This window comes from Metabacillus idriensis (assembly GCF_009674765.1).
In the GTDB taxonomy this organism is placed as follows: domain Bacteria; phylum Bacillota; class Bacilli; order Bacillales; family Bacillaceae; genus Bacillus_P; species Bacillus_P idriensis.
Genome location: NZ_WKKF01000002.1, coordinates 831,147 through 851,320 on the forward strand (window position 1 = coordinate 831,147; position 20,174 = coordinate 851,320).

The window sequence follows — 20,174 nt, forward strand, 5'->3', positions numbered from 1 at the left end:
CTAAAATGTGTTTGAGTCGGCCATATACTCCGAGAATTTATTTATTGATTTGGCTTCCATAGATTTAGTAACATGAGAATAAATGTTTCCAGTAGTCATAATATCTTTGTGTCCTAATCTTTCTTGAATCTCTTTTAAAGATACTTCTGCTTCCAGTAGCATAACTGCATGGGTATGCCTTAAATCATGAATTTTAATATTTGGTAACCTGCTTACCCTTTTTAGTCTTTCAAAGGCAGTTTGAATTGTTCTATCTCTTAAACGCTTGCCATCTTCTTTGCAAAATACAAAGTTCAATTTAGAATATCTGTCTCCGTATAAAAGTTTTCGCTTATTTTGGAGATGTTTTAATTTTCGAAGCTCCTGTATTAGGTAGGGATCTAATTTTATCGTCCTATATGATGAATTTGTCTTAGGTGGTCCAAATGCGTCTTCCTCACTACTAAGGTGATATAACAAGGTTTTATTGACATTTAACTCTGCTTTGTCCAGGTCAATATCTTCCCACTGAAGAGCCATAGCCTCTCCTTTTCTCAATCCCGTCCTGATAAGTGTTAAAAACAAAAAGAAATATGTTTCTTTATCTTGTTTGCAGCATTTTAGAAACAATTTAATATCTTCCTTCACCCAATATTGGATTTTTTCCTCCACGATCTCATTTCTTTTCTTTATTATTACGCCTACGCATGGATTTTTTGTGATTATGCCCAACTCAGCAGCTTTCTTTAATGCATTGCTCATCGTAGCGTTGATGTGTTGAACAGTGGCTGTTTTTCTTGTTTCAAGCAAAGTGTTAATATATTTTTGGTATCTGTGCACCGTAAGATCTCTAACTTTCAAATGTCCGAAGTTTGCTAATAAATGTGTAGAGATATTTCTTTTATGTGATTCATATGTTGAAGGCTTTACCTTACCTTTTTTATAGGTATCTAACCAATCAGGCAAAAAATCTTTAAAGGTAACTTTATTGTCTAAAGACAAATAATTATTTTGTTCAAGTTCTTTTAGTGCTAGCTGGACTTTCTCACTTGCTTCTTTTTTTGTATCTCCTCTTCTGGTGATTTGCCTCCGTTCTCCGGTAACTGGATCTCTTGGAGCATCTTCTGTGCACTTCCACTTATAGCCCTGTTTATTTTTCGCAGGAACTTTCTGAAAATAAGCCAACCCTCTCACTCCTTATCGATTAATGATGAATGACTGTTTTTTTCTGTTTGGCAGCAACTTAATCACTTCGTTAATATCTGGAATGGGTATGATGAATTGCTTAACATCAGATGGAAAAACAGCATATTTCAGTACACGTTTACTAACATTATTCAAATTTATCCCTATTAGTTGAGGATTAACAGGATTTATAATTAAATCAGACATGTAAATAGACACACTTATAATTGACTCATCATATTGATCCCTATTCAAATACTCGAAGGGTGCAATAGCATCAAAGAAAAATACATTTTTATCCCATGAGATTTCATTCCTTTTAAAGGTTAATACATACCAATATGGAACAAGTTCTTCATTTACATGATCGTAATATATTCTCTGTATAGGCATTTATGAGACTCTCCTTAGCTGCTACTTGGCAATTTAATTTAGAAAGAATTTCCTTGGTTTCATCAGAGTAATTTTCAGGATTTACCTTAGGATACATAGATTCCATATATCTTCTGTGCTCTTCATCCATCTTCGCCTGTAATATTTGATTTCGGAACATAACTAATCTTCTTTCAGCAAACTCCTGAGTGACATTAAAAGTCTCTGCAATAAAGGGGATGCCGGCTTGCACATTCAAAAAATCATTTATTTCATAATTCATTAGCATGAAAGTAGGTACGCAAAAATGGTACATAAAATTATTGGCTTGACTCTCTTGCAAATCCCTAAAACTTCTTCCCAGCGCATGCTGCTTACCAACATGTTTAACAACATGACCCAATTCATGACCGAAGTCTTGCCACATTCCTGCAAATGATAAATTTTCATTTAGAATGATACTATACAGTCCGTTGATACATTGCATTTCACTGTTTTGATCTCTGTAATGGATCCAGATATCAAATGCTTCAGCAATGGAATACATGTTAATTTCTTCGGGAGCATTAATTGAAAGTTTTATATACAATTTTTGTACATCTTCTTCTAAAATAGTCTTTTGGTATTTCATAATTACCCCTCAAAACGAATATATGTTCTATTTTCTGATGAAAAGAAAAGCCCTGTAGGAGAGCTAATACTGGTTTATATCAATCTGTTTTGTCCTATGAATTAAATTTATCTAATACTTCTAAAAAAAATATCAATGTCGTCAACCTTTGATACGAGATTAGGAATATCCCTAAAAGAAAGATTAGTCATGCAACTTTTTAGAAAATATGTTTTTTCATTAGTGTTTTTGTTTAGTCGGGATCCTAATCTTGCATTAATAAAACCTGATTCAACTACTATAGGATTTTCTTCAAGAAATTTTGCAATTTCATTTGATTTCACTGTGTATAAAGTAGTATCCTGTTTTTCGTTGTAATATTGACCGATTAAGTAACCTACAATTGCATTTCCTTGAATGAGAACTGAAGATACGAAGAAATCACTTAAAGGATTGCCTCTCTCTACTGAATATCTTGATGGCTGCATCTTTAATAATTTTTTATAAGACTCGGTATTTGGCAAAACAACCTTAACACCTTCAAATTCTTCAAAAGTACCTAATGATGCTATTTCTTCTGGAGAGTAATATACTCTTTTATCTTCTTGTTGTAATTCTTCAATGTCAGTAGCAACTTCTTCAATCATTTGATAGTGCATTGCACCATCAAATTTTTCACTAATAATTTCGGTTAATGCTTCTTGAATACATTTTTGAACCAATGGCCTAGCAGTATTAATAAATTGTTGAGTCACTTTAAATTTAAATCTTTCTTTAATTACAAATTTAATAAAGTCGTCATTCGGACTTTCGAATATTTCCTTTATTACCGATTTAAAAGACTGAGAATACATAAGTGATTCAGCAAGAGATTTTATACTTTCATAGTCATAAAGGTTTTTAGAGAATTTGATTAAATGATTGAAATCATCTTCACTATAGTTAGCTATATTAAATATCAAAAAAGGATTGGAATCCATTATGTTGGTGTTATTTAAATCAGTAAAGAAATGAAATTCAACGCCATTTGTTAGGATACCTAAGCGCACATTTGGGAACGTACTAAAGTATCTACTTAACTGTGGAGCGCTTTTGTTAATTTTGCTGTTCACTGGTTTTGCTTCAACGAAAATTTTGGGTTCTCCATTTATTGAAATAGCGTAGTCCACTTTTTCATTCTTTTTATGAAAATCTGCGGTGAATTCTGGGGTAACTTCTTGGGGGCTATAAGTGTCGTAACCTAATCCTCTAAGTAAAGGTAAAATTAAAAACTGCTTTGTTGATTCTTCATTTTTAATTAAATCTTTATTTTGGATTACAACTTTGTTTAGCATTTCTAAGGTTTCCTTAAGATTCATATTCACACACTCCGGTAACATTAATGTATAAATTTAGATACCTAATAATTGTTTTTTCTTGGCTGCAAATTCATCCTCAGTTAAAAGTCCTTCATCTTTTAGTGCAGAATATTTTCTAATCTCTTCAATAATTTTTTCAGTGGACTTCTGTGTGGTTTTCGTTGAAGTAGTTGTGACAGCAGAATTTTTATTTGTCATCTTTCTAATAGAAGTAATAAATTTTTCATGATCCCCTTCAGCTATACCAGCAACTATAAATGATTCAGTTGAAGTCGATATAGTCACATTGAATCCTAAGAACTTCTTTGCTAAAGATATATGTCTAATATCAACAAAATTCCATGCTAGCATTTTATATTTATATTTTTTAACTGCTATAAACAAAAGTCTACGATTTGTCACTAATAGCAGACCTTCAATTTTCAAACTCTTTGTATTTAAAGTTCCAAAAACGATTTCATTGATAACTTCATTAGTCTTAGCTGTATAAGCATGAGCTACATAGTATGTATCTTTAAAAGCAGATGAAGCTTTTCTTTTTTTACCGGATATACTGTTAAATACATCTTCATTACGAAAATTAAAAGCCAAATGAATCCCCCACACAATTCATTATTTTCTTCTATTTTGTTTATCTCCAGGCTTTCGCCCTTTTTCTTGTTCAAGTAACCAAGCAATAGCATCCATAGCTTTTTCTTTTGACATATCACCATCGCGAGCAGCAATTTGCATATCGGGATCATTCAGTAATTTTTCTGCCTGAGTTCTGAAGTCTTCCCCTTTTAATAAGTAATCAGTTGATACTTCAAAAAAGTCTGCAATCTTGATCAAGGTATCGTAATCAGGCTTTCTTTCGTTTCTTTCATACATCCCTATCGTGCTTTCGCTAAGATCAAAAACCTTTCCAAACTCTTTTTGTGATTTATTAATTTCTTTTCTTAATTCTTTTAATCTATCCCCAAATGTTTTCATATTCATCACCTATATAAATAATAACACGTAATGTGTTTAATGAATAACTTCCGCACGAAATGTGTTGACAACACATAGTGTGTGGTTTATCATAAAGGTATACCACACATTATGTGCGGAGGAGGTTGTACATTGGACAAAATTTTAATAGGTAAAAAGTTATTAGAATTGCGAGGTGATGAGTCAAGAGAAGAGGTATCTTCGGCAATCAAAATAAGTGTAAGTGCTTTGCAAATGTATGAGAATGGTCAACGAATTCCACGTGATGAAATCAAAGTAAAACTAGCAGAGTATTACCAAACAACTGTACAAGAAATTTTTTTTGAACAACAACAGCACATATCGTGCGGTGTGAATTCAGCCTAGGAGGCGATCAAGTGAAATCAATTGATGTTTGGGTATGCCCTTTTTGCGAAAGGCAAACAAGTTATACAAATAATTGCCGGGTCTGTAAAGCTGTAATAGTAAAAATGAAGGTAGAAGTTCCTGAATTGTCAGCTGCTGAAATTAAAGTAGCGCAACAGTACAGACAGGAACATCGACCACAAAAAATTAGATGAATTGTTGAGATTTTAAAAATCTGTTCAGTAAATCATCTTTATTAGAACTACCTGTAAAATCTTTTTCTAATTTAGTGATGATCCATTCATCACTGCTATCAGCATTGTATGTAATGTGGGTGTGTAATTCTTGCTCAGTAAGATCGGTTGATAAGAAAGTAGCTGATTTTTGTACCTGCAAAGCTTCTCCTAAAGTATTTAGAAAGTTATGCATTGCTTCATTGTCTCTGGCAGGAGAAATGAGGTCATACGTAACTAAATATATCGGCATAGTTTACACCTCCTTCTAATTAATTATTTCGGTAAGGGAGTTAAGTAAACCTGCTAAAAAGGAGTGACACCAAGGTGAACATCAGTGAATTACTCCGTCAGTCTGAATTAAGAACAAACATTTTAACCATTGCTAATGATCTGTTAAGCGATGAAAACTACTCAAAAGAAGAAGCTGCATCTCAACTTCTTGAGATGCTTGAAAAACATAATTTATAAAAAATGCTTGACATGAGTTTGTTGGGGAATTTCCATATTATCTATTTTTTTGAAAGAATATGAAATTAAGTGAAACGAAAATTCTTGGTTTTGGAGATTTGTCCATTTCAATTTGCTGTAGCTGTAACTTTTTGAATCATTACGGTTACTCAACTGGGAAATACTCAATTTCTATAATAAAAAGACAAGGAGGTAACTAGCATGGAACCTACACTAGATGAACTCGAAAAAGCTATTACTGGTCTTAAGCTACAAGCAATTATTCAAAAAGCTTATGAGCAAGGTGTTGAAGACGGTCGAAGTAAGTTTTCTATTCCTTTGATTCTAACTCGAACTGAAGCCATGGATTTCTTAAAGTGTGGTGCTACCTTAATGGCAGAACTCATGAGCAGGCCAGACTTTCCAGTCAATAGAGAGTTTGGTGTAAAAATCCCTACTCATCTTTTAATGAAATGGATTGAAAAGAACACTCAATGGGTTGAAGATCACACTTCTTATTTCGAAAAGGAGGCAATCGGGTGAACGAACTTCAAAGGTTATTCGAATTTAAAGGTCAGCAGCTGAGAATGGTGATTCACAATGACGAGCCGTGGTTTGTAGCAAAAGATGTTTGCGATATTTTAGAAATCAAAAATGTAACTCAAGCAATTCAACGTTTGGATGAAGATGAACGGTCTATGTTCAACATAGGTCGTCAGGGTAACGTGAACATTGTTAATGAATCTGGTCTGTATGAATTGATTTTTGCAAGTCGCAAACTCGAAGCAAAAATGTTTAAAAAATGGGTGAAGCAAGAAGTACTACCGTCAATTAGAAAACATGGTGCTTATATGACAACTCAAACAATTGAAAAGGTTATTACTAGTCCTGACTTCTTGATCCAATTGGCTACTAACCTTAAACAGGAACAAGAAGCTAGAAAACTCGCAGAAACTAAATTAGTTAAGCTACAGCCACTCGTTAACTTCGCAGAGACTTGTATGGCAACGGAAAAATCACTCTTAGTTAGAGAGCTGGCAAAACTGATTTCCAAAGAAGGAATCCTAATTGGCGAAAGACGCTTATATCAAAAGCTTCGAGAATGGAAATTGATTTTCCAAAACAGAAATGAGCCTTATCAAGAATACGTTGATCGTGAATACTTCACCATATCTCAAGGAGTCAGAACTAGCTCCAGTGGTTCTCATACCTGGTTAACTATGAGGATTACACCTAAAGGCCAAATGTATATCATTGATCGTTTGAAAAAAGAGAACAATAAAGTTTCATAGTTTGTTAATGGAATAAGTTTCTACTATATAAAAATATTACCAATAAAAGTTGAATATATCAGGAGGCGAAAATATGTCGAACAAACCATACTCAATCCACAATCTAAATGTGGAGATGAGGGACATGAGAATAAAAACCGAGTTTAGTCAATCTGCACTTGGAAATATCATTGGACGTACTCAGAAACAAATGAGCGAAATTGAAAACGGTTATGTGGATCCTTCACCTGAACTCGCAATCAAATGGTTTACCGCATTAGGAGCTCATGAACATGTTGATATGGTGCATTACATATTTGATTTACACCCCCTAGCAACGGCACCGATTGACCCACGACTAAACGACAATCTTGGTCGCGGAATAATAAACCTTAGACACCAAATTTACGATGCTTTAGAAGCTATTAAAAATATTGAATATTGGATATCGGAATTAAGACCAGGAGTCATTGCTGACGTTCCTATGAAGGATTTTAAAGAGCTATATGATCTATGCCCAGGTACGAAGACGGTTACTTATGCACTTAATAGAGAATTTGGAGTTGATTTAAAGTTGCTTGCAGATAACTGGAATGTAAAATCTATTTCCACCAGAGTTGCAATGCCTAGATATGAAGATAGAAAAGCCTTAATGGCTTAATAGGAGGGATTATGTTGAGCGATTTGATTTTCTTATTAGTGGCTTCAGGAATGATATTTATAGCGCTAGGAATTGGGTTCATGTTGGGGTCCATGGGTTTTATTTTCGACATGATGAAGAAGGATAAAGAATTTAATAACTTGCAAAAAAAATGAGCAGCAAGCTCTTGGAAAGCTTACTACTCAACGGGTTGAAAATTAATTGGTTGGAGCTTTATTTTATCACATTTTAGTATGTGAGACAAGAACCTTTGTTCTTGTCGTGATGGCTAAGAATAGCGCATTGTTTCCATTCCCCCGCCAAAAAATGATTCTTAGCTGTCACGATGCGAATGAAACAGCATCAGAATGGCGGTGAAAAAATGAAGGATATTCAAAAAATTAAAGATCTTCGCGATGAAGCTTGGGGACTTGCATATGATTTGGAAATAAATTCATCTAAAGAAGAGAAAGAAATCTTGTCTGATTTATCCAATGATATCAATAAATCCATTGTCAGAATTAACGATTATAAAAAAATTGAAAAAAGCCCACTGGCAAAAGTGAGCTTTAAGGAATCCACAATTTAATTTACTTGCTTTCATTTTAGTGGATTCCCTTCAAAAAATCAAATGGAGGAATAAACATGATTGAAACAATGTTTAGCGGTAAAAAGTTTGATCAGCAGCGTCTCACTAAAGCAGGCGGTCAAATCACAATTAAACCTAATGGTATGCCAGTATTTCAGTTTAAATCCAAAGAACAATTTTTGAAGTATAACGAACTGGGAAAACGCAAGGAGGTATCTGCATGAAAACAATCAAGTTATTGCAGCTCACTCTTAAAAATTTCAAAGGTGTAAAATGCTTCACCTTTGATGCACAGGGTGAAAACGTAAAAGTATACGGTGATAATGCCACAGGAAAAACAACCTTGTTCGATGGGTTTATATGGCTTCTCTTTGATAAAGACAGTCAAAACAAGAAAGATTTTCAAATCAAAACGCTTAGTAATTCCGGAGACAATTATCGTGGATTAGATCATGAAGTTGAAGGTTCATTCCTTATAAACGACAAGAAACTCACTTTAAGAAAAGTTTTCTCAGAGAAATGGACGAAAAAACGTGGAGCAGCACAAGCTGAGTTCAGCGGTCACTCAACGGATTACTTTATCGATAGTGTTCCTGCAAAGAAAAAGGATTTTGTTGATAAGGTCGCTGGGATAGTTGATGAAGATATTTTTAAACTTCTAACTTCACCAGCATATTTCAATGAGCAGTTGCATTGGCAAAAACGTCGTGAAATTTTACTTGCGGTTTGTGGCGGGATTACAGATCAGGAAGTAATTGAGAGCAATAAAAAATTAGATAAACTTCCATCCATCTTAAGGGATAGAAGCATTGAGGATCACCGTAAAGTGATTGTTGCTAAACGCGCTGAGATTAATAAAGAATTGGATCGTATTCCAATTAGAATCGATGAAGTGCAAAGAACTATACCGGATGTAGCCGACTTAGATCAAGAAAGCATAAATGATGAAATTACTTACTTAAAACGTGAGATTGAAGAAAAAGAAAAAGAGATAAGCCGCATTCAAACCGGTGGAGAGGTTGCGAATAAGGAAAAACAACTTCGTGAAATTGAAAGCGAGATTATCAATATAAAAAACGAGTTTCAATCAGCTTCGCATGTGAAAGTAAATGAACAAAGAAGACATCTTTTTGAACTTCAGAATGATTTAGACACATTGAATCATGAAGTTAAAAGGAAGGAGAGACAAATCCTTTCTAACAAAGAAATATCAAATAATCACTCGAGCGGAACACAGCGCTTAAGAGAAGACTGGCATGCAGTAAATAACCGGCAGTTTGAAAACGTTCATAATACAGATTGCCCTACTTGTGGACAAGCTCTTCCAGAAGAACAAATTCAAGCAGCTCATGACAATGCCTTGGCATCCTTCAATCTAAGGAAATCTAAAGAACTTGAAGAGATTTCACATAAAGGCAAGGTTAACACTCAAAGGGTGAAAGATATTGAAGAGAAAAACTCCCTCCTGCAGCAAGAAATCAATGATCTATTAACTTCATTAACTTCTAAGCAAGAAGAGATTAATGGAGTTGAAGAGTTAATTAGCTCTCTGCAAAAAGAAGTGAAAGACTTTGGTTCCGATCCCGTTTACACAGCAAAGAAAGAACAGGCTCTAAAAATTGAATCTGAGATTCAGGAATTACAATCTTCAGTAAATCAGGCGTTAACAAAAGCAAGAGATGAGCTGTCCAGGTTAAAGGTTGAATTGAATAGTCTTCAGCAGGACATCTCTAAATTCAATTTGGTTAAACAAGCTGAGAGTCGAATTGAAGAATTAGAAGCGCAAGAAAAAGAATTAGCCGGCCAATTTGAAGACCTGGAGCAGGAACTGTACTTAACAGAAGAGTTCATACGCACAAAAGTTAACCTCCTTGAAGATAAAATCAATTCAAAATTCAAATACGCTCGGTTCAACTTGTTCAAAACAAATATTAATGGCGGCTTAGAAGAAATTTGTGACACGACCTATAAAGGTGTTCCTTATAGCACTGGCTTAAATAATGCTGCACGAATCAATATCGGCTTGGACATTATTAACACGCTTTCTGATCACCACGGTGTATCGGCACCAATATTCGTAGATAACAGTGAGGCGGTAACTCAATTAATTGAAGTTAAATCTCAGGTTGTTAGCTTAGTTGTTTCAGAGGCTGATAAAGAGCTTAGGGTTGAATACGGTAAGCACCTAGATAAGGAGGCCATCTGATTTGACAAATCAACTAGCAATCATTCAAAAAGACATAACAGACAGTGTTAACAGTAAAATAGGAGAATTGCAAAAAGAGGGGTTAGTAGTCCCTCCTAATTACAACGCAAGCAACGCGCTAAAATCGGCATTTTTTAAGCTTCAAGAGGTTAAAGATCGTAACGGAAAACCCGCGCTTGAAGTTTGTACAAGAGAGTCAATTGCTAACTCATTGCTTGACATGGTTGTTCAAGGTTTAAGTCCAGCCAAGACACAATGTTACTTTATTGTTTATGGCACTCAATTACAACTGAATCGTTCTTATTTTGGTACACAGGCAGTCCTTAAGAGATTAACCAATGTAAAGGACATCTGGGCAAACGTCATTTTTGATGGTGATGTATTCGATTATGAAATTGCTGGTGGCCGGGAAAAGTTGATTAAGCACGAAACAAACTTTTTAAATCGTGATAACGACATTTTAGGAGCTTATGCAGTAGTCAAAACCAATGATGATGATGAAATACTGACAGTCATGACTAGAAAAGAAATTGATACATCGTGGAGCCAAGCGAAAACAACGAACGTACAAAAAAAGTTTCCGCAAGAAATGGCCAAGCGTACAGTCATCAATCGCGCAGCTAAAGCTTTTATTAATACAAGTGATGACAGTGATCTGCTTGTAGAAGCAATCAATAATTCAACCGAAAATGAGTACGATAATGAGCGTGTTGATGTCTCTCCTGAAGCGGAGGCACAGCAACAGATTGAAGAAAACGCGAACTCTGAAATTATCGACATTGAATATAGCGAAGTTAATGAAGAGGTTGAAAAAAAACAACCTGAGCACCTACAAAATAAACAAAAACAAAGTGCATTTGAATTTGAAAAAGACGGTCCAGACTTTTGATTGAAATAACAGCTCTCGCTTCCAGTAGCAAGGGGAACTGCTATCGGGTGACTGATGGCACGACTCCTCTCCTGCTTGAATGCGGTATCAACTATAGGGAGATTCAAAAGGGCTTTGAATTTAAGATGTCAGAGGTAGCAGGCTGCCTAGTAACACATGAACATGGTGATCACTGTAAATCGATAAAAGATGTTTTAAAGGCCGGCATAAATTGTTACATATCAAATGGTACTGCAGCAGCGATTGGCATACAGCACCACAGAATAAAACCAGTTAAAGCCAAGGAACAATTTAACATCGGTACTTGGACTGTATTGCCCTTTGATGTGCAGCATGATGTTTCTGAACCATTAGGGTTTCTACTTGCAAATAAAGCCGGTGAGAAGCTTTTATTCGCTACAGATACTTACTACATTCGATACAAGTTTAAAGGCCTTACACACCTGCTTGTAGAGTGTAATTACTCAATGGAGATATTAAACGAAAATATTGTTCGAGGTTCAGTCCCAGCAGTTATGAAAAAGCGGCTTATGAGGTCACATTTTAGCTTAGAAAATGTCAAAGAGTTTTTAAAAGAAAATGACTTGTCTGAAGTACAAGAAATATGGTTGCTCCATTTAAGTGATAGCAATAGCAACGCTGAGTTATTTAAGCAGCAGATCATGGAGCTAACAGGAAAAGTTGTCTATGTCCCAGGGTGAATATGAAGTTCCAATCCCTTACTGCTACTTATGGATGACTGAGGGTGTGATGAACAGGGTTGAGGTATTCAAGGGATATGTTATTGGGTATCTGAAGAGCTCTGAGCCTGATATGGAGCTCATTAGAATTGAGGGCATGAAAGCAATCTGTAAGAAAAAGAAGTGAGGGATGGTCATGGATGGCTAATGTACAACTGGAAAATGGCTTTATACGTATTGCAACTGAGCTAATGGACGAAATCATTAGGAGAGATTTTTCCAAGCGACAATTAGCAATCCTTCACTTCATCATCCGGTTATCTTATGGATGCCAAAAGAAAGATTGCATAGTGGAAAAGCTAAGTGATTTCGAAATAGCTGGTGTTTATAAGACTGATGTTAAGAAAGAATTAAAGTTCCTCTCTGAATCAAAAGTGATTGTCTGGGACCATAATCAAAATCTGTTTTCAGTAAATAAAGATTATGAAAAATGGCAAATTACTCCTTCAAAAGGGTGGGATTCAGAGCGTATGGATAAGTTATTGCACCATAATATAAAACGAAAAAAAGTTAGTAAAACACTAACTGACTTAGAAAACATAGTTAGTAAAACACTAACTGAAATCGGTATAAAAGTTAGTAAAACACTAACTAGTGAGTTAGTAAAACACTTACTAGAAGACTCCCCAAACGCTTGGGAGAGTAAGAGTGAAGAGGTCCTTAAAGATATTATTAAAGATATATATTTAAAGATAAATAAAGAGGAGGAGGAGATAAGCATCGTGGAACGCATAATAATTCTTTTACAGAAAAGCAAAATCTTAGAACCGAATGACATTACAGAATTTCTCCGAGACGATATTGAGGATGTGATAAATAACTTTGGTTTTGAACAACCAGAGGAAATGATCATAGAGGCTATCAAAGATGCTGCCCGCGTAAATGGACGAACTTGGAAGTATGTTTACAAAAAGTTAGTTGCTTGGAAAAAGCAAGGATTCAAAACTCCTTCGGATTTAGAGCGAGATTCGGGACAGGAGGTAACCCATGGTGCAACGATTCACCAGTATCGCAGAGGTCATGCAAAGCCTGCACGAAAAGCAGAAGACTCAATTACCGGAGGACAAATCGGCTGGATTGGAAGAAACAAAAAGGTTTAACTGCGTTAAGTGCAAAGATCTGAAGCTTATTCTTTACAGGGTTCACAAAGATACAGCATGGATTGAAGAAAAAGTGGTTGTAAATGGGGAGGAGCAGTACATTTCTGTTCCTGAAAACATGGTTCTTGAAGACGATTTGCTTACTGGGAAAATCTGCACTCCTGATAAGGCGTGGGAGTGGAAAGACTCCTATTCCAAACAGTGCGACTGTATAAACCAGGTGAGGATTAGAAACCTCTTGAAGGCAAGTGAAATAACAGACGCGTTTAAAAAGCTCGGCTTTCGCTCATTTGTTGTAGATGACAAGCCTCAAGTGATTGTAGATGCATACCAATGTGCATTGAATTACTTTAAAGAGTTCGCGGAGATCAGGAAGGAACGTTGCAATAGCATCTCACTCCTAGGTCAACCGGGATCAGGAAAGACACATTTGCTGACAGCCATTGCAAATAATCTGATTAGCAAAGGGATTTCAGTTCTTTACTTCCCCTACGTGGAAGGGTTCAACGATCTTAAGGACGACTTTAGCAAACTGGAAGAGAAGCTTGAACGCATGAAAAAAGTGGATGTCTTGTTTGTGGATGATCTGTTCAAACCAGCAAAGGGTGTGCCAAGAGCAACGGAGTGGACGGTTGAGCAAATTTACGCAGTCATCAACTACAGGTATCTGAATCACATGCCAATCCTTATTTCTTCAGAGCTTACTGTGGACGAGCTGGTTGACGTGGATGAGGCGCTCGGTACACGTATTTATCAAATGTGCAAAGAATTTACAGTGGTCATTAAAGGTGATCGAAAACAACTAAATCATAGATTGGAAGGGTTAGAGAATGTGTAATTTATGCAACGGAACGCATGTTGTACATGTAGACACTCAATCCTCTATAAGCTTTCATAATTGCCCGAATTGCGGGCCTGAGAGCAAAGAAAATCAAAAGGCAAGGTATGAGCTTCTGTACGCTAAGCTTGCTGAAGCTGAGATGAGATTAGCATTAGGGAGTGTGTCGTAATGACAGTAACTGAAAATCGCTTGAGACAAGCTGTTGAACAGCGCAAGGACGAGCTTAAGTCAGAGCTAATGAGATATGGCTATTTTAAAACCCCTGATGGGAAGCAGCTATATGAGCTTACATTGTCGGATTTAGAAGAGATTCATATAAACGTAAAGTGTGACTTCGGAAGAGAGATGTCAAAGGTAGAAGGTGCTTAATGAGCCAAATATGCGTATTGAAGTCTGGCAGCAAGCTGGAGCTTGTAAGAAGGGTCATTGAGTTGGAAAAGCGAGGATATGAATGTGTTGCTCCTATAAGCTCAAAGAAATTAGTGAATAAGCTTTGGAAGCGTTCATACGGCAGGTATCAATGCTACAGAAGAGACTTTATCCGAACAGAAGAACATGAATTGTTCATGGTGAAGATGATCAGGGAGGAGACCGGATGATTCAGTTCACAGTTTATGGAGAACCAGTCGCTCAAGGACGGCCCAGGGCATCTACCATTCACGGCAGGGTGCAAATGTATGATCCTGCTAAGTCTAGGGACTTTAAGAAGTACGTGAAGTTAGTTGCTTCACAACACCGTCCTAAAACATTACTGCAAGGTGCTTTAACTTTAAAAGTCGTAATTTTCAAACCGACATTAAAAAGCTTCTCCAAGAAAAAAGCAGCAGCTGCTGAAAATGGTGAGCTTAGGCCGGTTACAAAACCTGATGTTGATAACTACGTGAAAGCCGTTAAGGATGCATGCAACAAAGTTCTCTGGCACGATGACAGCCAAGTCGTGGATCTACATATCAGCAAGTACTACAGCGAAAACCCACGAATTGAAATCACTGTTGATTCTTTAAAAGAGCATCAGGAACAAACGAAACTCACAATCTAGGAGGAAAAAACATGCCACAAAAAATTATTGATCTTAATAGCTTCGCTGAAGGAGCAATGGCTGAACGCTTTGATGTTGAATTGCAAAAGATTCTTGAAAACATTGCTGATCCTAATACGGATGCCAAGAAGGTTCGAAAGCTTACTCTTACGATATCTTTAAAAGCTGATGACAAACGGGATCTTGTATTAACAAATGTAATTGCAAAGTCTACCCTTGCTCCAGCAAAAGAAATTGAAGCTAAGCTTCTCATGGATCTAGACGGTCGAGGTAAGGTTACCGGGGCAGAACTGAAATCAGGTGTTAGAGGTCAAACATACATCACTGAAGAAGGCGATGTTGCTGACGATCGAGGTCAAAAGATTATCAATTTGAAACAGCAGTCCAAATAATAAAAAACAATCGGAGGAATGGGAATGATTAAAGAAGCCTTGCAATACTTAATTAACTTGGGAAACGTTGAAACAAATGAGATCGATGGACAAACCTTTTCTACCCAGCAGCTACAATTGATCCGAGAAGCAACACCATCAGCATTGAAGGTTAGAAGTCTCTCAGGACTGGTTGAGTATCTACAATCAGGCTTTGATGATGACGCGTTTGAGAAGAGAATGGTCCAGGTCATCAGTCCAACAGAAGTCATTGCCTTCAGTACCTTTAACGGAAACTACAACCGAAATGATTATATCCAAGCAACTGCGATGATTCCTTCGTTTGACTTTGATCACTGGTACGATTCAGAGTCATTCAACATCAAACTGCAATCCGTGTTTGTGAAAAATGAAGATCGTGACATCATGCTGCAGGTTGTAGGAAACATCAAAGAAGAGGATGTCCGTACAGTAGGAGATGACGGAGTTTCACAAGCTGTTTCAGCAAAAGTCGGTGTTGCAACGGTCGCAACGGTTCAAGTACCTAACCCAGTGGTCTTAAAGCCATACCGTACCTTTGTTGAAGTAGATCAGCCGGAAAGTGATTTTATCTTCCGCATGAAGAATGGTCCCAGATGCGCGTTGTTTGCAGCTGATGGGGGAGCATGGAAGATTACAGCCATGAGAAACGTGAAAGATTACCTGCAGATTGCATTAGAAAAAGAAATAGAGTCTGGGAAAATCATTATCATCGCTTAATCATGGAAAACGTTCTAATCGCTGACGACCGTCCGGATTGGATCAAAGCAGAAGATAGGGTAATGGCGTGTGCTGCACGCTGTTCCCTTTTCAAAAAATGCTCGAGTCGCATTGGTTTTGATTGTAAGAAACTTGGAGGCTCAGAGATTCCTAAAATAAGAGGAGGCTCTTATGAAAAAGAAAAACCCCGTTATTGAAAAAGCAAGGCAAGAAGGTTACAACCAAGGATTTGAAAACGGCTTTAAGAGTGGAACGGATATCGGAAAAGATGAAGCCTGCAAGATCCTAGCTATGAAATTTGATGGCTTGGAAAAGGTACCAGGTATAGGACCTAAGATGCTACAGAAAATCGTTACTCACTTTGGCGGCGAATACTTCAAGGAGGTTCCAGATGAATCTGAAAAATCTGTTTGATATGCAAAGAGTGCTTCGGGACCGGATTAGATATAAGAAACAGGATCGTTTTGAGAAATTAATACTTGCTCTAATAGTTGAGTGTGGGGAATGCGCGAATGAATGGAGAGGCTTTAAGTTCTGGAGTAAAAACCAAAAATCAAGAACTGAGGAAAATGCGACTTGTACTGTTTGTGATGGAACTGGTGATTTGAATTATGAGATGGTTCAAGAAGATGCAGAGGGCAATGGAAATCATGAGTATATTGATTGCGAAGTGTGCGATTGTTCAGGAGTAATCGATGTAAGAAACCCACTCCTAGAAGAGTACGTTGATAAACTACATTTCATTTTAGAATTAGGCATTGAAATTGCTGATGAAATAGGATTCGATGTTTGGGAGTATTTCAATGGGATTGAAGTACAGAAAAAGCTTCAGGTCGCACCTACAAAAACAATAACCGGTCAATTTATATTAGTTGCAAACTATGCTGCACAACTTAATTATGATGATTACTATTGCGAACTATTTGCCGCATATCTGAATTTAGGAGAAATGTTAGGTTTCACAGATGAACAAATAGAACAAGCCTACTACACCAAGAATGCAGTTAATCACCAAAGGCAAAAACAAGGTTATTAAAAAATCAATGGTGAGGTGTATGAAAATGAAATTATGCCTGGAATGTAAAGTAAAGCCTGCATGTCATTGGAACCGGTCGTTTTGTGAAAGTTGCATGACTGTCCTTCTTATCGAAAAGGTTAAGGAGGAAGATGAGAAATGACTATTTTCATTCTAACCATCATTGGGGTCATCCTATATGCATTCACTGAGTGGGCAAAGCATGAAATGGAACAGGAGCGTAAGGCTCGGGTTGAATACGTGAAACAAAAACAAAATGCAAAAGTTGATTTTTGCGCAGAGTGCTACTTCCAAAAAACTGTTGAGTACAGCGAAGAAGAAAACCTGTGGATCTGTGATAGTTGCAGGTGAAATTCTTCAAAGGCTTGATGTGGGCGGCAGTCTTATCAATACCTTTGTGGTTTAGCTTTTTCGGCTGGATAAAGATTTTGAAAGGATTGTTTATATAATGCTTCAGCAAGAACAACTGACAATCTTTCATATGTTTGAAGAATTGGAAACACTGGATTTTGATATCAATATCATCCTTGGCCGGGCTAGAAAATTACTTCAAGAATACATAGGAAAGTCCGGCAGCTTTTTTATAAAAGAATACGCCATTCAAAGGTGTAACGATAATCAGTATGTTCCAGAGAGCGGTGCGGTGCTTTTCATATCGCTTGATACAGGCTCACACTTCGTTCAACTAAGCTTGGCGAGTAAAACACTCTTTGAGACTGAAAAAGGCATGGAGTACATTCAATGGCATTGTATGAATAGAGTCAGTCATTATACAGCTTGGGAAGAAATGAACAGTTCACCTTTTCTCTATGGTGAAGAGTTTGTGAGAAATAGAGATTTTAACAGTGTGAATGTTGAGGGAGTTTTAATTTCCGGTAATGAGGAAATAGCTGCGGATCTGCTGGAGCAAGTGAAGATATATGAATGGTGAAAGGAGCGATTAAGTATGACAACTACAGAAGGAATGGAAATGAAATATACAGTTGTGAATAATGAAGACATTGAAAAGTATCTTCATCCAAATCTTCAAAGAGAATTAAATAGATTATTGGGATACGTGAGTGGGAACAAGGAGGCTTTTGAAGGAAAAAAGGTTGAAAATACTTATCTTGTCATAAATACCGATGAACCGTATGTAAATGAAATTACCGAAATAATGAAAAAGAATGGCCATTGGGGATAATGAAATTCTTCAGAGGATTGATGTTTGCAACGCTGCTGCTATCAATATCTTTGTGAATGACCTTTTTCAGATGGATAAAGATCTTGAAATCAGAAATTTGAAAGGGCTGGTGAATTTCTTCTTTCAATAGCTGAACTATTTAAAGAAGTACACCTCTGATATTCAAAGATTACTTTATCTAATTTCTGGCTATACAACAGAGTATCCGGACTACTGAAACCTTGTTTTTCAGCAATCTCAATCATTATTGCTCTAAGAATATTGATCTCTGTTAATAAATCATTTTGATCTAAATGCAATTTTTTCACTCCAACACTAAATTATCATAAGCATAATGGGGCGGGTTATTAGGATTACTATTATTGCTTATTAATGAAAAAAATGGAATGTATTCGACAAAACTTTTTGAATTTCGACATAAACTATAAATTTCTAGTAACTAATGACCTATTGTAGAACTGTAAAAATAATATGTGAGTTGAGGACCTAGAAGGCTTATGGAAATAGCATGTAAACTACTTTGTTGATGTTGACCATTTATAATAATTAGTTTTGAACTTGAAGATGAAATACAAAAAAATCCACCAATTAAGGTGGTATTAGGAGTAATAAATGGTCTGTTAGGTTAGTGTATGTAATTTATAAAAAAGGGTGCTTTTTTTCACTCCACAATAAAAAAGCCACCAATTTTGGTGACCGAAAAATATACCAGAAGAGGAAATAGTTTAGTCAATATAGGATATGCAACAACCGAAAAAAAGTTCAAAACAGATGTGGTTGTTTCGTGAAATATGAAGATGAATATACAATCAAACATCTTAGTAGTTTGATTGACTAAATCTAACATGGGGTGCATGTATGAACATTAACGAGAGATTACAGGAGATTGAAGAAGAATGGAAGCTGAAAAATAATCCGTTTGCAGAAGAAAATATAGGCGGTGCGATTTCAGGTGAAAACGTGCATTGGCTTATTTCCACAATCAAGCAGCTTCAGGAGGAAAAATGGCAATATAAAACAAGTTTAAACTTGTGGCAACGATTGGCAGATGAACATAAAGAACGCATTACCGAACTCGAACAAGAAAAACGGAAAATCACCGCAGCGCATGAAGCGTTTTTGCAAGAGCTGAAAAAAGAACATTTATACAGTGTTAGAACTGCGAGTGGACGTGCAGTAGGCAGACTAATCATGAATTATAACGAACGATTTGCTTTCATCCATCTTGCCGAACAGGATAGAACATTTTTTGTGATGATTGAAGGAAATGATCCTATTGTTATAACCGTTAAAAATGATGTAAACAGACCCAAATATATAGACTGTCACAGCGTTCTGGAGCAATGGGTGACTGATAAATTTGACTACAGACCATACGATTATTGGGAAATTGACACTTGCGAAAAACACAATATTTAATGTCACATTTCGACCATATTGCGAAATATTGAACCCTGATGCAGAATAGGAGGATTTAAAATGGCTAGTTGTCTTGATTGTGGCGAATGGTTGAAAGACGTTAGAGAGTGGTTTTGTGAACCTTGTACAGATAAATGGGTGGAAATCGGTAAAAAAACTGAGGAGGCAATGAAGAATGACAAGAGAATACGTGCTAACAGGCAAAAACGGTCAGACAGTAAAGCTTAGTGGCAAAAATATTTTTGGTCTTTGGTGCTACTTGTATAGTAAAGGCTTCCGACACCAAAAACAGGCGAAATTGAGCGCGGGGGTGGAACCTGAATGAAACGCCTGAAATTTGAAATGTGGAGATATGAGCGCAAACCTGGTGAATTTGATGGTGTAATGTCCAGATTCACAGACGGAAAGGGAACATGGAGTGATTCTTGGTGGTGCAGTCCTCCAAAATCAATTGACCATGTGGGGGAAGAATACCTTCAGCAACCGCACCGACACCCGAATGTTAGAACGAAAATACATGATACGTTTATCAAACGCAGGTATAAAGAAGAAATGATGAAATTAAGCGCGGGGGTGGAGGGATAATG

At 36.5% G+C, this 20,174-nt stretch carries 36 protein-coding genes; 28 read left to right on the plus strand and 8 right to left on the minus strand.

Features of this window, described 5'->3' with window-relative positions:
* From GJU41_RS12475 to GJU41_RS12500, 6 genes are all read right to left on the minus strand, one after another.
* Positions 1-1,164: a tyrosine-type recombinase/integrase gene (locus GJU41_RS12475; protein WP_154318747.1), complete on the minus strand. Its 1,164-nt coding sequence runs from the start codon at positions 1,162-1,164 to the stop codon at positions 1-3.
* 12 nt (positions 1,165-1,176) lie between these two features.
* Positions 1,177-1,557, minus strand: coding sequence for a hypothetical protein (locus GJU41_RS12480; RefSeq protein ID WP_154318748.1), 381 nt, complete (start codon positions 1,555-1,557; stop codon positions 1,177-1,179).
* On the minus strand, positions 1,520-2,167 hold the full coding sequence (locus GJU41_RS12485) for an ImmA/IrrE family metallo-endopeptidase (protein ID WP_154318749.1): 648 nt from the start codon (positions 2,165-2,167) through the stop codon (positions 1,520-1,522). Before GJU41_RS12485 ends, GJU41_RS12480 begins: the two co-directional genes overlap by 38 nt.
* A 107-nt stretch (positions 2,168-2,274) precedes the next feature.
* A complete protein-coding gene (locus tag GJU41_RS12490; RefSeq protein ID WP_154318750.1) occupies positions 2,275-3,504 on the minus strand; it encodes a type I restriction endonuclease in 1,230 nt (409 codons plus the stop codon).
* Between the two features lie 33 nt (positions 3,505-3,537).
* Entirely contained in the window at positions 3,538-4,095 is a 558-nt protein-coding gene (locus GJU41_RS12495; RefSeq protein ID WP_154318890.1) for a PH domain-containing protein, read from the minus strand.
* A gap of 21 nt (positions 4,096-4,116) precedes the next feature.
* Entirely contained in the window at positions 4,117-4,476 is a 360-nt protein-coding gene (locus tag GJU41_RS12500; protein WP_154318751.1) for a helix-turn-helix domain-containing protein, read from the minus strand.
* A gap of 132 nt (positions 4,477-4,608) precedes the next feature.
* On the opposite strand from GJU41_RS12500, the gene GJU41_RS12505 reads away from it, so the two are divergent.
* Complete coding sequence (locus GJU41_RS12505) at positions 4,609-4,842, plus strand: helix-turn-helix transcriptional regulator (RefSeq protein ID WP_154318752.1); 234 nt, start codon at positions 4,609-4,611, stop codon at positions 4,840-4,842.
* A gap of 11 nt (positions 4,843-4,853) precedes the next feature.
* Complete coding sequence (locus tag GJU41_RS12510) at positions 4,854-5,036, plus strand: hypothetical protein (protein ID WP_154318753.1); 183 nt, start codon at positions 4,854-4,856, stop codon at positions 5,034-5,036.
* Here GJU41_RS12510 and GJU41_RS12515 read toward each other — a convergent pair.
* Positions 5,029-5,307, minus strand: a complete 279-nt coding sequence (locus GJU41_RS12515; RefSeq protein ID WP_154318754.1) for a hypothetical protein — start codon at positions 5,305-5,307, stop codon at positions 5,029-5,031. The two genes, GJU41_RS12510 and GJU41_RS12515, sit on opposite strands and share 8 nt — an antisense overlap.
* Positions 5,308-5,381: 74 nt before the next feature.
* Here GJU41_RS12515 and GJU41_RS12520 point away from each other — a divergent pair, with 74 nt between their 5' ends.
* From GJU41_RS12520 to GJU41_RS12630, 23 genes are all read left to right on the plus strand, one after another.
* Complete coding sequence (locus GJU41_RS12520) at positions 5,382-5,525, plus strand: hypothetical protein (RefSeq protein ID WP_154318755.1); 144 nt, start codon at positions 5,382-5,384, stop codon at positions 5,523-5,525.
* A 201-nt stretch (positions 5,526-5,726) separates the two neighbouring features.
* The gene (locus GJU41_RS12525; RefSeq protein ID WP_191559197.1) at positions 5,727-6,047 is read left to right on the plus strand and encodes a hypothetical protein; all 321 of its coding nucleotides are present in this window, start codon (positions 5,727-5,729) and stop codon (positions 6,045-6,047) included.
* The gene (locus GJU41_RS12530) at positions 6,044-6,796 is read left to right on the plus strand and encodes a BRO family protein (protein WP_224771405.1); all 753 of its coding nucleotides are present in this window, start codon (positions 6,044-6,046) and stop codon (positions 6,794-6,796) included. The genes GJU41_RS12525 and GJU41_RS12530 overlap by 4 nt, the downstream gene beginning before the upstream one ends.
* Positions 6,797-6,869: 73 nt before the next feature.
* A complete protein-coding gene (locus GJU41_RS12535) occupies positions 6,870-7,436 on the plus strand; it encodes a helix-turn-helix transcriptional regulator (RefSeq protein ID WP_154318756.1) in 567 nt (188 codons plus the stop codon).
* Between the two features lie 331 nt (positions 7,437-7,767).
* Positions 7,768-8,004 (plus strand): hypothetical protein, encoded by a 237-nt coding sequence (locus GJU41_RS12545; RefSeq protein ID WP_154318758.1) that lies wholly within the window; start codon positions 7,768-7,770, stop codon positions 8,002-8,004.
* Positions 8,005-8,060: 56 nt separating this feature from the next.
* Positions 8,061-8,228, plus strand: coding sequence for a hypothetical protein (locus tag GJU41_RS12550; protein ID WP_154318759.1), 168 nt, complete (start codon positions 8,061-8,063; stop codon positions 8,226-8,228).
* Entirely contained in the window at positions 8,225-10,210 is a 1,986-nt protein-coding gene (locus GJU41_RS12555) for an AAA family ATPase (protein WP_154318760.1), read from the plus strand. Before GJU41_RS12550 ends, GJU41_RS12555 begins: the two co-directional genes overlap by 4 nt.
* 1 nt (position 10,211) lies before the next feature.
* The gene (locus GJU41_RS12560) at positions 10,212-11,099 is read left to right on the plus strand and encodes a recombinase RecT (protein WP_154318761.1); all 888 of its coding nucleotides are present in this window, start codon (positions 10,212-10,214) and stop codon (positions 11,097-11,099) included.
* The gene (locus GJU41_RS12565; RefSeq protein ID WP_154318762.1) at positions 11,096-11,800 is read left to right on the plus strand and encodes an MBL fold metallo-hydrolase; all 705 of its coding nucleotides are present in this window, start codon (positions 11,096-11,098) and stop codon (positions 11,798-11,800) included. The genes GJU41_RS12560 and GJU41_RS12565 overlap by 4 nt, the downstream gene beginning before the upstream one ends.
* Positions 11,787-11,966 carry a hypothetical protein gene (locus tag GJU41_RS24670; RefSeq protein WP_170292787.1) on the plus strand — a complete coding sequence of 60 codons (180 nt, stop codon included), beginning with the start codon at positions 11,787-11,789 and terminating at the stop codon, positions 11,964-11,966. Before GJU41_RS12565 ends, GJU41_RS24670 begins: the two co-directional genes overlap by 14 nt.
* A 13-nt stretch (positions 11,967-11,979) precedes the next feature.
* Positions 11,980-12,939: a replication protein gene (locus tag GJU41_RS12570; RefSeq protein WP_154318763.1), complete on the plus strand. Its 960-nt coding sequence runs from the start codon at positions 11,980-11,982 to the stop codon at positions 12,937-12,939.
* A complete protein-coding gene (locus GJU41_RS12575; RefSeq protein ID WP_154318894.1) occupies positions 12,860-13,777 on the plus strand; it encodes an ATP-binding protein in 918 nt (305 codons plus the stop codon). The genes GJU41_RS12570 and GJU41_RS12575 overlap by 80 nt, the downstream gene beginning before the upstream one ends.
* A complete protein-coding gene (locus GJU41_RS12580) occupies positions 13,770-13,949 on the plus strand; it encodes a hypothetical protein (protein ID WP_154318764.1) in 180 nt (59 codons plus the stop codon). Before GJU41_RS12575 ends, GJU41_RS12580 begins: the two co-directional genes overlap by 8 nt.
* Entirely contained in the window at positions 13,949-14,149 is a 201-nt protein-coding gene (locus GJU41_RS12585; protein ID WP_154318765.1) for a Fur-regulated basic protein FbpA, read from the plus strand. Before GJU41_RS12580 ends, GJU41_RS12585 begins: the two co-directional genes overlap by 1 nt.
* Complete coding sequence (locus tag GJU41_RS12590; RefSeq protein ID WP_154318766.1) at positions 14,149-14,379, plus strand: hypothetical protein; 231 nt, start codon at positions 14,149-14,151, stop codon at positions 14,377-14,379. Before GJU41_RS12585 ends, GJU41_RS12590 begins: the two co-directional genes overlap by 1 nt.
* Positions 14,376-14,819: a RusA family crossover junction endodeoxyribonuclease gene (locus tag GJU41_RS12595; protein WP_154318767.1), complete on the plus strand. Its 444-nt coding sequence runs from the start codon at positions 14,376-14,378 to the stop codon at positions 14,817-14,819. Before GJU41_RS12590 ends, GJU41_RS12595 begins: the two co-directional genes overlap by 4 nt.
* An 11-nt stretch (positions 14,820-14,830) precedes the next feature.
* Complete coding sequence (locus GJU41_RS12600; RefSeq protein ID WP_154318768.1) at positions 14,831-15,211, plus strand: replication terminator protein; 381 nt, start codon at positions 14,831-14,833, stop codon at positions 15,209-15,211.
* 24 nt (positions 15,212-15,235) lie between these two features.
* A complete protein-coding gene (locus GJU41_RS12605; RefSeq protein ID WP_154318769.1) occupies positions 15,236-15,949 on the plus strand; it encodes a hypothetical protein in 714 nt (237 codons plus the stop codon).
* Between the two features lie 171 nt (positions 15,950-16,120).
* The gene (locus tag GJU41_RS12610) at positions 16,121-16,363 is read left to right on the plus strand and encodes a FliH/SctL family protein (RefSeq protein ID WP_154318770.1); all 243 of its coding nucleotides are present in this window, start codon (positions 16,121-16,123) and stop codon (positions 16,361-16,363) included.
* Positions 16,341-16,985, plus strand: a complete 645-nt coding sequence (locus tag GJU41_RS12615) for a dUTP diphosphatase (protein ID WP_154318771.1) — start codon at positions 16,341-16,343, stop codon at positions 16,983-16,985. Before GJU41_RS12610 ends, GJU41_RS12615 begins: the two co-directional genes overlap by 23 nt.
* Positions 16,986-17,123: 138 nt before the next feature.
* Complete coding sequence (locus tag GJU41_RS12620) at positions 17,124-17,336, plus strand: hypothetical protein (protein WP_154318772.1); 213 nt, start codon at positions 17,124-17,126, stop codon at positions 17,334-17,336.
* A gap of 97 nt (positions 17,337-17,433) precedes the next feature.
* Entirely contained in the window at positions 17,434-17,916 is a 483-nt protein-coding gene (locus GJU41_RS12625) for a hypothetical protein (RefSeq protein ID WP_154318773.1), read from the plus strand.
* 15 nt (positions 17,917-17,931) lie between these two features.
* Positions 17,932-18,168 carry a hypothetical protein gene (locus GJU41_RS12630; protein ID WP_154318774.1) on the plus strand — a complete coding sequence of 79 codons (237 nt, stop codon included), beginning with the start codon at positions 17,932-17,934 and terminating at the stop codon, positions 18,166-18,168.
* Between the two features lie 89 nt (positions 18,169-18,257).
* On the opposite strand, the gene GJU41_RS12635 is transcribed toward GJU41_RS12630, so the two are convergent.
* Complete coding sequence (locus tag GJU41_RS12635) at positions 18,258-18,467, minus strand: aspartyl-phosphate phosphatase Spo0E family protein (RefSeq protein ID WP_224771406.1); 210 nt, start codon at positions 18,465-18,467, stop codon at positions 18,258-18,260.
* 559 nt (positions 18,468-19,026) lie between these two features.
* On the opposite strand from GJU41_RS12635, the gene GJU41_RS12640 reads away from it, so the two are divergent.
* From GJU41_RS12640 to GJU41_RS12650, 3 genes are all read left to right on the plus strand, one after another.
* Positions 19,027-19,587 carry a hypothetical protein gene (locus tag GJU41_RS12640; protein WP_154318775.1) on the plus strand — a complete coding sequence of 187 codons (561 nt, stop codon included), beginning with the start codon at positions 19,027-19,029 and terminating at the stop codon, positions 19,585-19,587.
* A gap of 175 nt (positions 19,588-19,762) precedes the next feature.
* On the plus strand, positions 19,763-19,912 hold the full coding sequence (locus tag GJU41_RS12645; RefSeq protein WP_154318776.1) for a hypothetical protein: 150 nt from the start codon (positions 19,763-19,765) through the stop codon (positions 19,910-19,912).
* A complete protein-coding gene (locus GJU41_RS12650; RefSeq protein ID WP_154318777.1) occupies positions 19,909-20,172 on the plus strand; it encodes a hypothetical protein in 264 nt (87 codons plus the stop codon). The genes GJU41_RS12645 and GJU41_RS12650 overlap by 4 nt, the downstream gene beginning before the upstream one ends.
* The last annotated feature ends 2 nt before the right edge of the window (positions 20,173-20,174 follow it).

Excerpts from the sequence above, each read along its gene's own strand:
- GJU41_RS12630 (WP_154318774.1), top strand. The coding sequence starts at position 17,932 with ATGACAACTACAGAAGGAATGGAAATGAAATATACAGTTGTGAATAAT.
- GJU41_RS12640 (WP_154318775.1), top strand. The coding sequence starts at position 19,027 with ATGAACATTAACGAGAGATTACAGGAGATTGAAGAAGAATGGAAGCTG.
- GJU41_RS12585 (WP_154318765.1), top strand. The coding sequence starts at position 13,949 with ATGACAGTAACTGAAAATCGCTTGAGACAAGCTGTTGAACAGCGCAAG.
- GJU41_RS24670 (WP_170292787.1), top strand. The coding sequence starts at position 11,787 with ATGTCCCAGGGTGAATATGAAGTTCCAATCCCTTACTGCTACTTATGG.
- GJU41_RS12490 (WP_154318750.1), bottom strand. The coding sequence starts at position 3,504 with ATGAATCTTAAGGAAACCTTAGAAATGCTAAACAAAGTTGTAATCCAA.
- GJU41_RS12645 (WP_154318776.1), top strand. The coding sequence starts at position 19,763 with ATGACAAGAGAATACGTGCTAACAGGCAAAAACGGTCAGACAGTAAAG.
- GJU41_RS12525 (WP_191559197.1), top strand. The coding sequence starts at position 5,727 with ATGGAACCTACACTAGATGAACTCGAAAAAGCTATTACTGGTCTTAAG.
- GJU41_RS12620 (WP_154318772.1), top strand. The coding sequence starts at position 17,124 with ATGACTATTTTCATTCTAACCATCATTGGGGTCATCCTATATGCATTC.
- GJU41_RS12610 (WP_154318770.1), top strand. The coding sequence starts at position 16,121 with ATGAAAAAGAAAAACCCCGTTATTGAAAAAGCAAGGCAAGAAGGTTAC.
- GJU41_RS12545 (WP_154318758.1), top strand. The coding sequence starts at position 7,768 with ATGAAACAGCATCAGAATGGCGGTGAAAAAATGAAGGATATTCAAAAA.
- GJU41_RS12650 (WP_154318777.1), top strand. The coding sequence starts at position 19,909 with ATGAAACGCCTGAAATTTGAAATGTGGAGATATGAGCGCAAACCTGGT.
- GJU41_RS12625 (WP_154318773.1), top strand. The coding sequence starts at position 17,434 with ATGCTTCAGCAAGAACAACTGACAATCTTTCATATGTTTGAAGAATTG.
- GJU41_RS12615 (WP_154318771.1), top strand. The coding sequence starts at position 16,341 with ATGAATCTGAAAAATCTGTTTGATATGCAAAGAGTGCTTCGGGACCGG.
- GJU41_RS12515 (WP_154318754.1), bottom strand. The coding sequence starts at position 5,307 with ATGCCGATATATTTAGTTACGTATGACCTCATTTCTCCTGCCAGAGAC.
- GJU41_RS12485 (WP_154318749.1), bottom strand. The coding sequence starts at position 2,167 with ATGAAATACCAAAAGACTATTTTAGAAGAAGATGTACAAAAATTGTAT.
- GJU41_RS12575 (WP_154318894.1), top strand. The coding sequence starts at position 12,860 with ATGCAAAGCCTGCACGAAAAGCAGAAGACTCAATTACCGGAGGACAAA.
- GJU41_RS12595 (WP_154318767.1), top strand. The coding sequence starts at position 14,376 with ATGATTCAGTTCACAGTTTATGGAGAACCAGTCGCTCAAGGACGGCCC.
- GJU41_RS12500 (WP_154318751.1), bottom strand. The coding sequence starts at position 4,476 with ATGAAAACATTTGGGGATAGATTAAAAGAATTAAGAAAAGAAATTAAT.
- GJU41_RS12590 (WP_154318766.1), top strand. The coding sequence starts at position 14,149 with ATGAGCCAAATATGCGTATTGAAGTCTGGCAGCAAGCTGGAGCTTGTA.
- GJU41_RS12480 (WP_154318748.1), bottom strand. The coding sequence starts at position 1,557 with ATGCCTATACAGAGAATATATTACGATCATGTAAATGAAGAACTTGTT.
- GJU41_RS12600 (WP_154318768.1), top strand. The coding sequence starts at position 14,831 with ATGCCACAAAAAATTATTGATCTTAATAGCTTCGCTGAAGGAGCAATG.
- GJU41_RS12580 (WP_154318764.1), top strand. The coding sequence starts at position 13,770 with ATGTGTAATTTATGCAACGGAACGCATGTTGTACATGTAGACACTCAA.
- GJU41_RS12550 (WP_154318759.1), top strand. The coding sequence starts at position 8,061 with ATGATTGAAACAATGTTTAGCGGTAAAAAGTTTGATCAGCAGCGTCTC.
- GJU41_RS12535 (WP_154318756.1), top strand. The coding sequence starts at position 6,870 with ATGTCGAACAAACCATACTCAATCCACAATCTAAATGTGGAGATGAGG.
- GJU41_RS12570 (WP_154318763.1), top strand. The coding sequence starts at position 11,980 with ATGGCTAATGTACAACTGGAAAATGGCTTTATACGTATTGCAACTGAG.
- GJU41_RS12555 (WP_154318760.1), top strand. The coding sequence starts at position 8,225 with ATGAAAACAATCAAGTTATTGCAGCTCACTCTTAAAAATTTCAAAGGT.
- GJU41_RS12605 (WP_154318769.1), top strand. The coding sequence starts at position 15,236 with ATGATTAAAGAAGCCTTGCAATACTTAATTAACTTGGGAAACGTTGAA.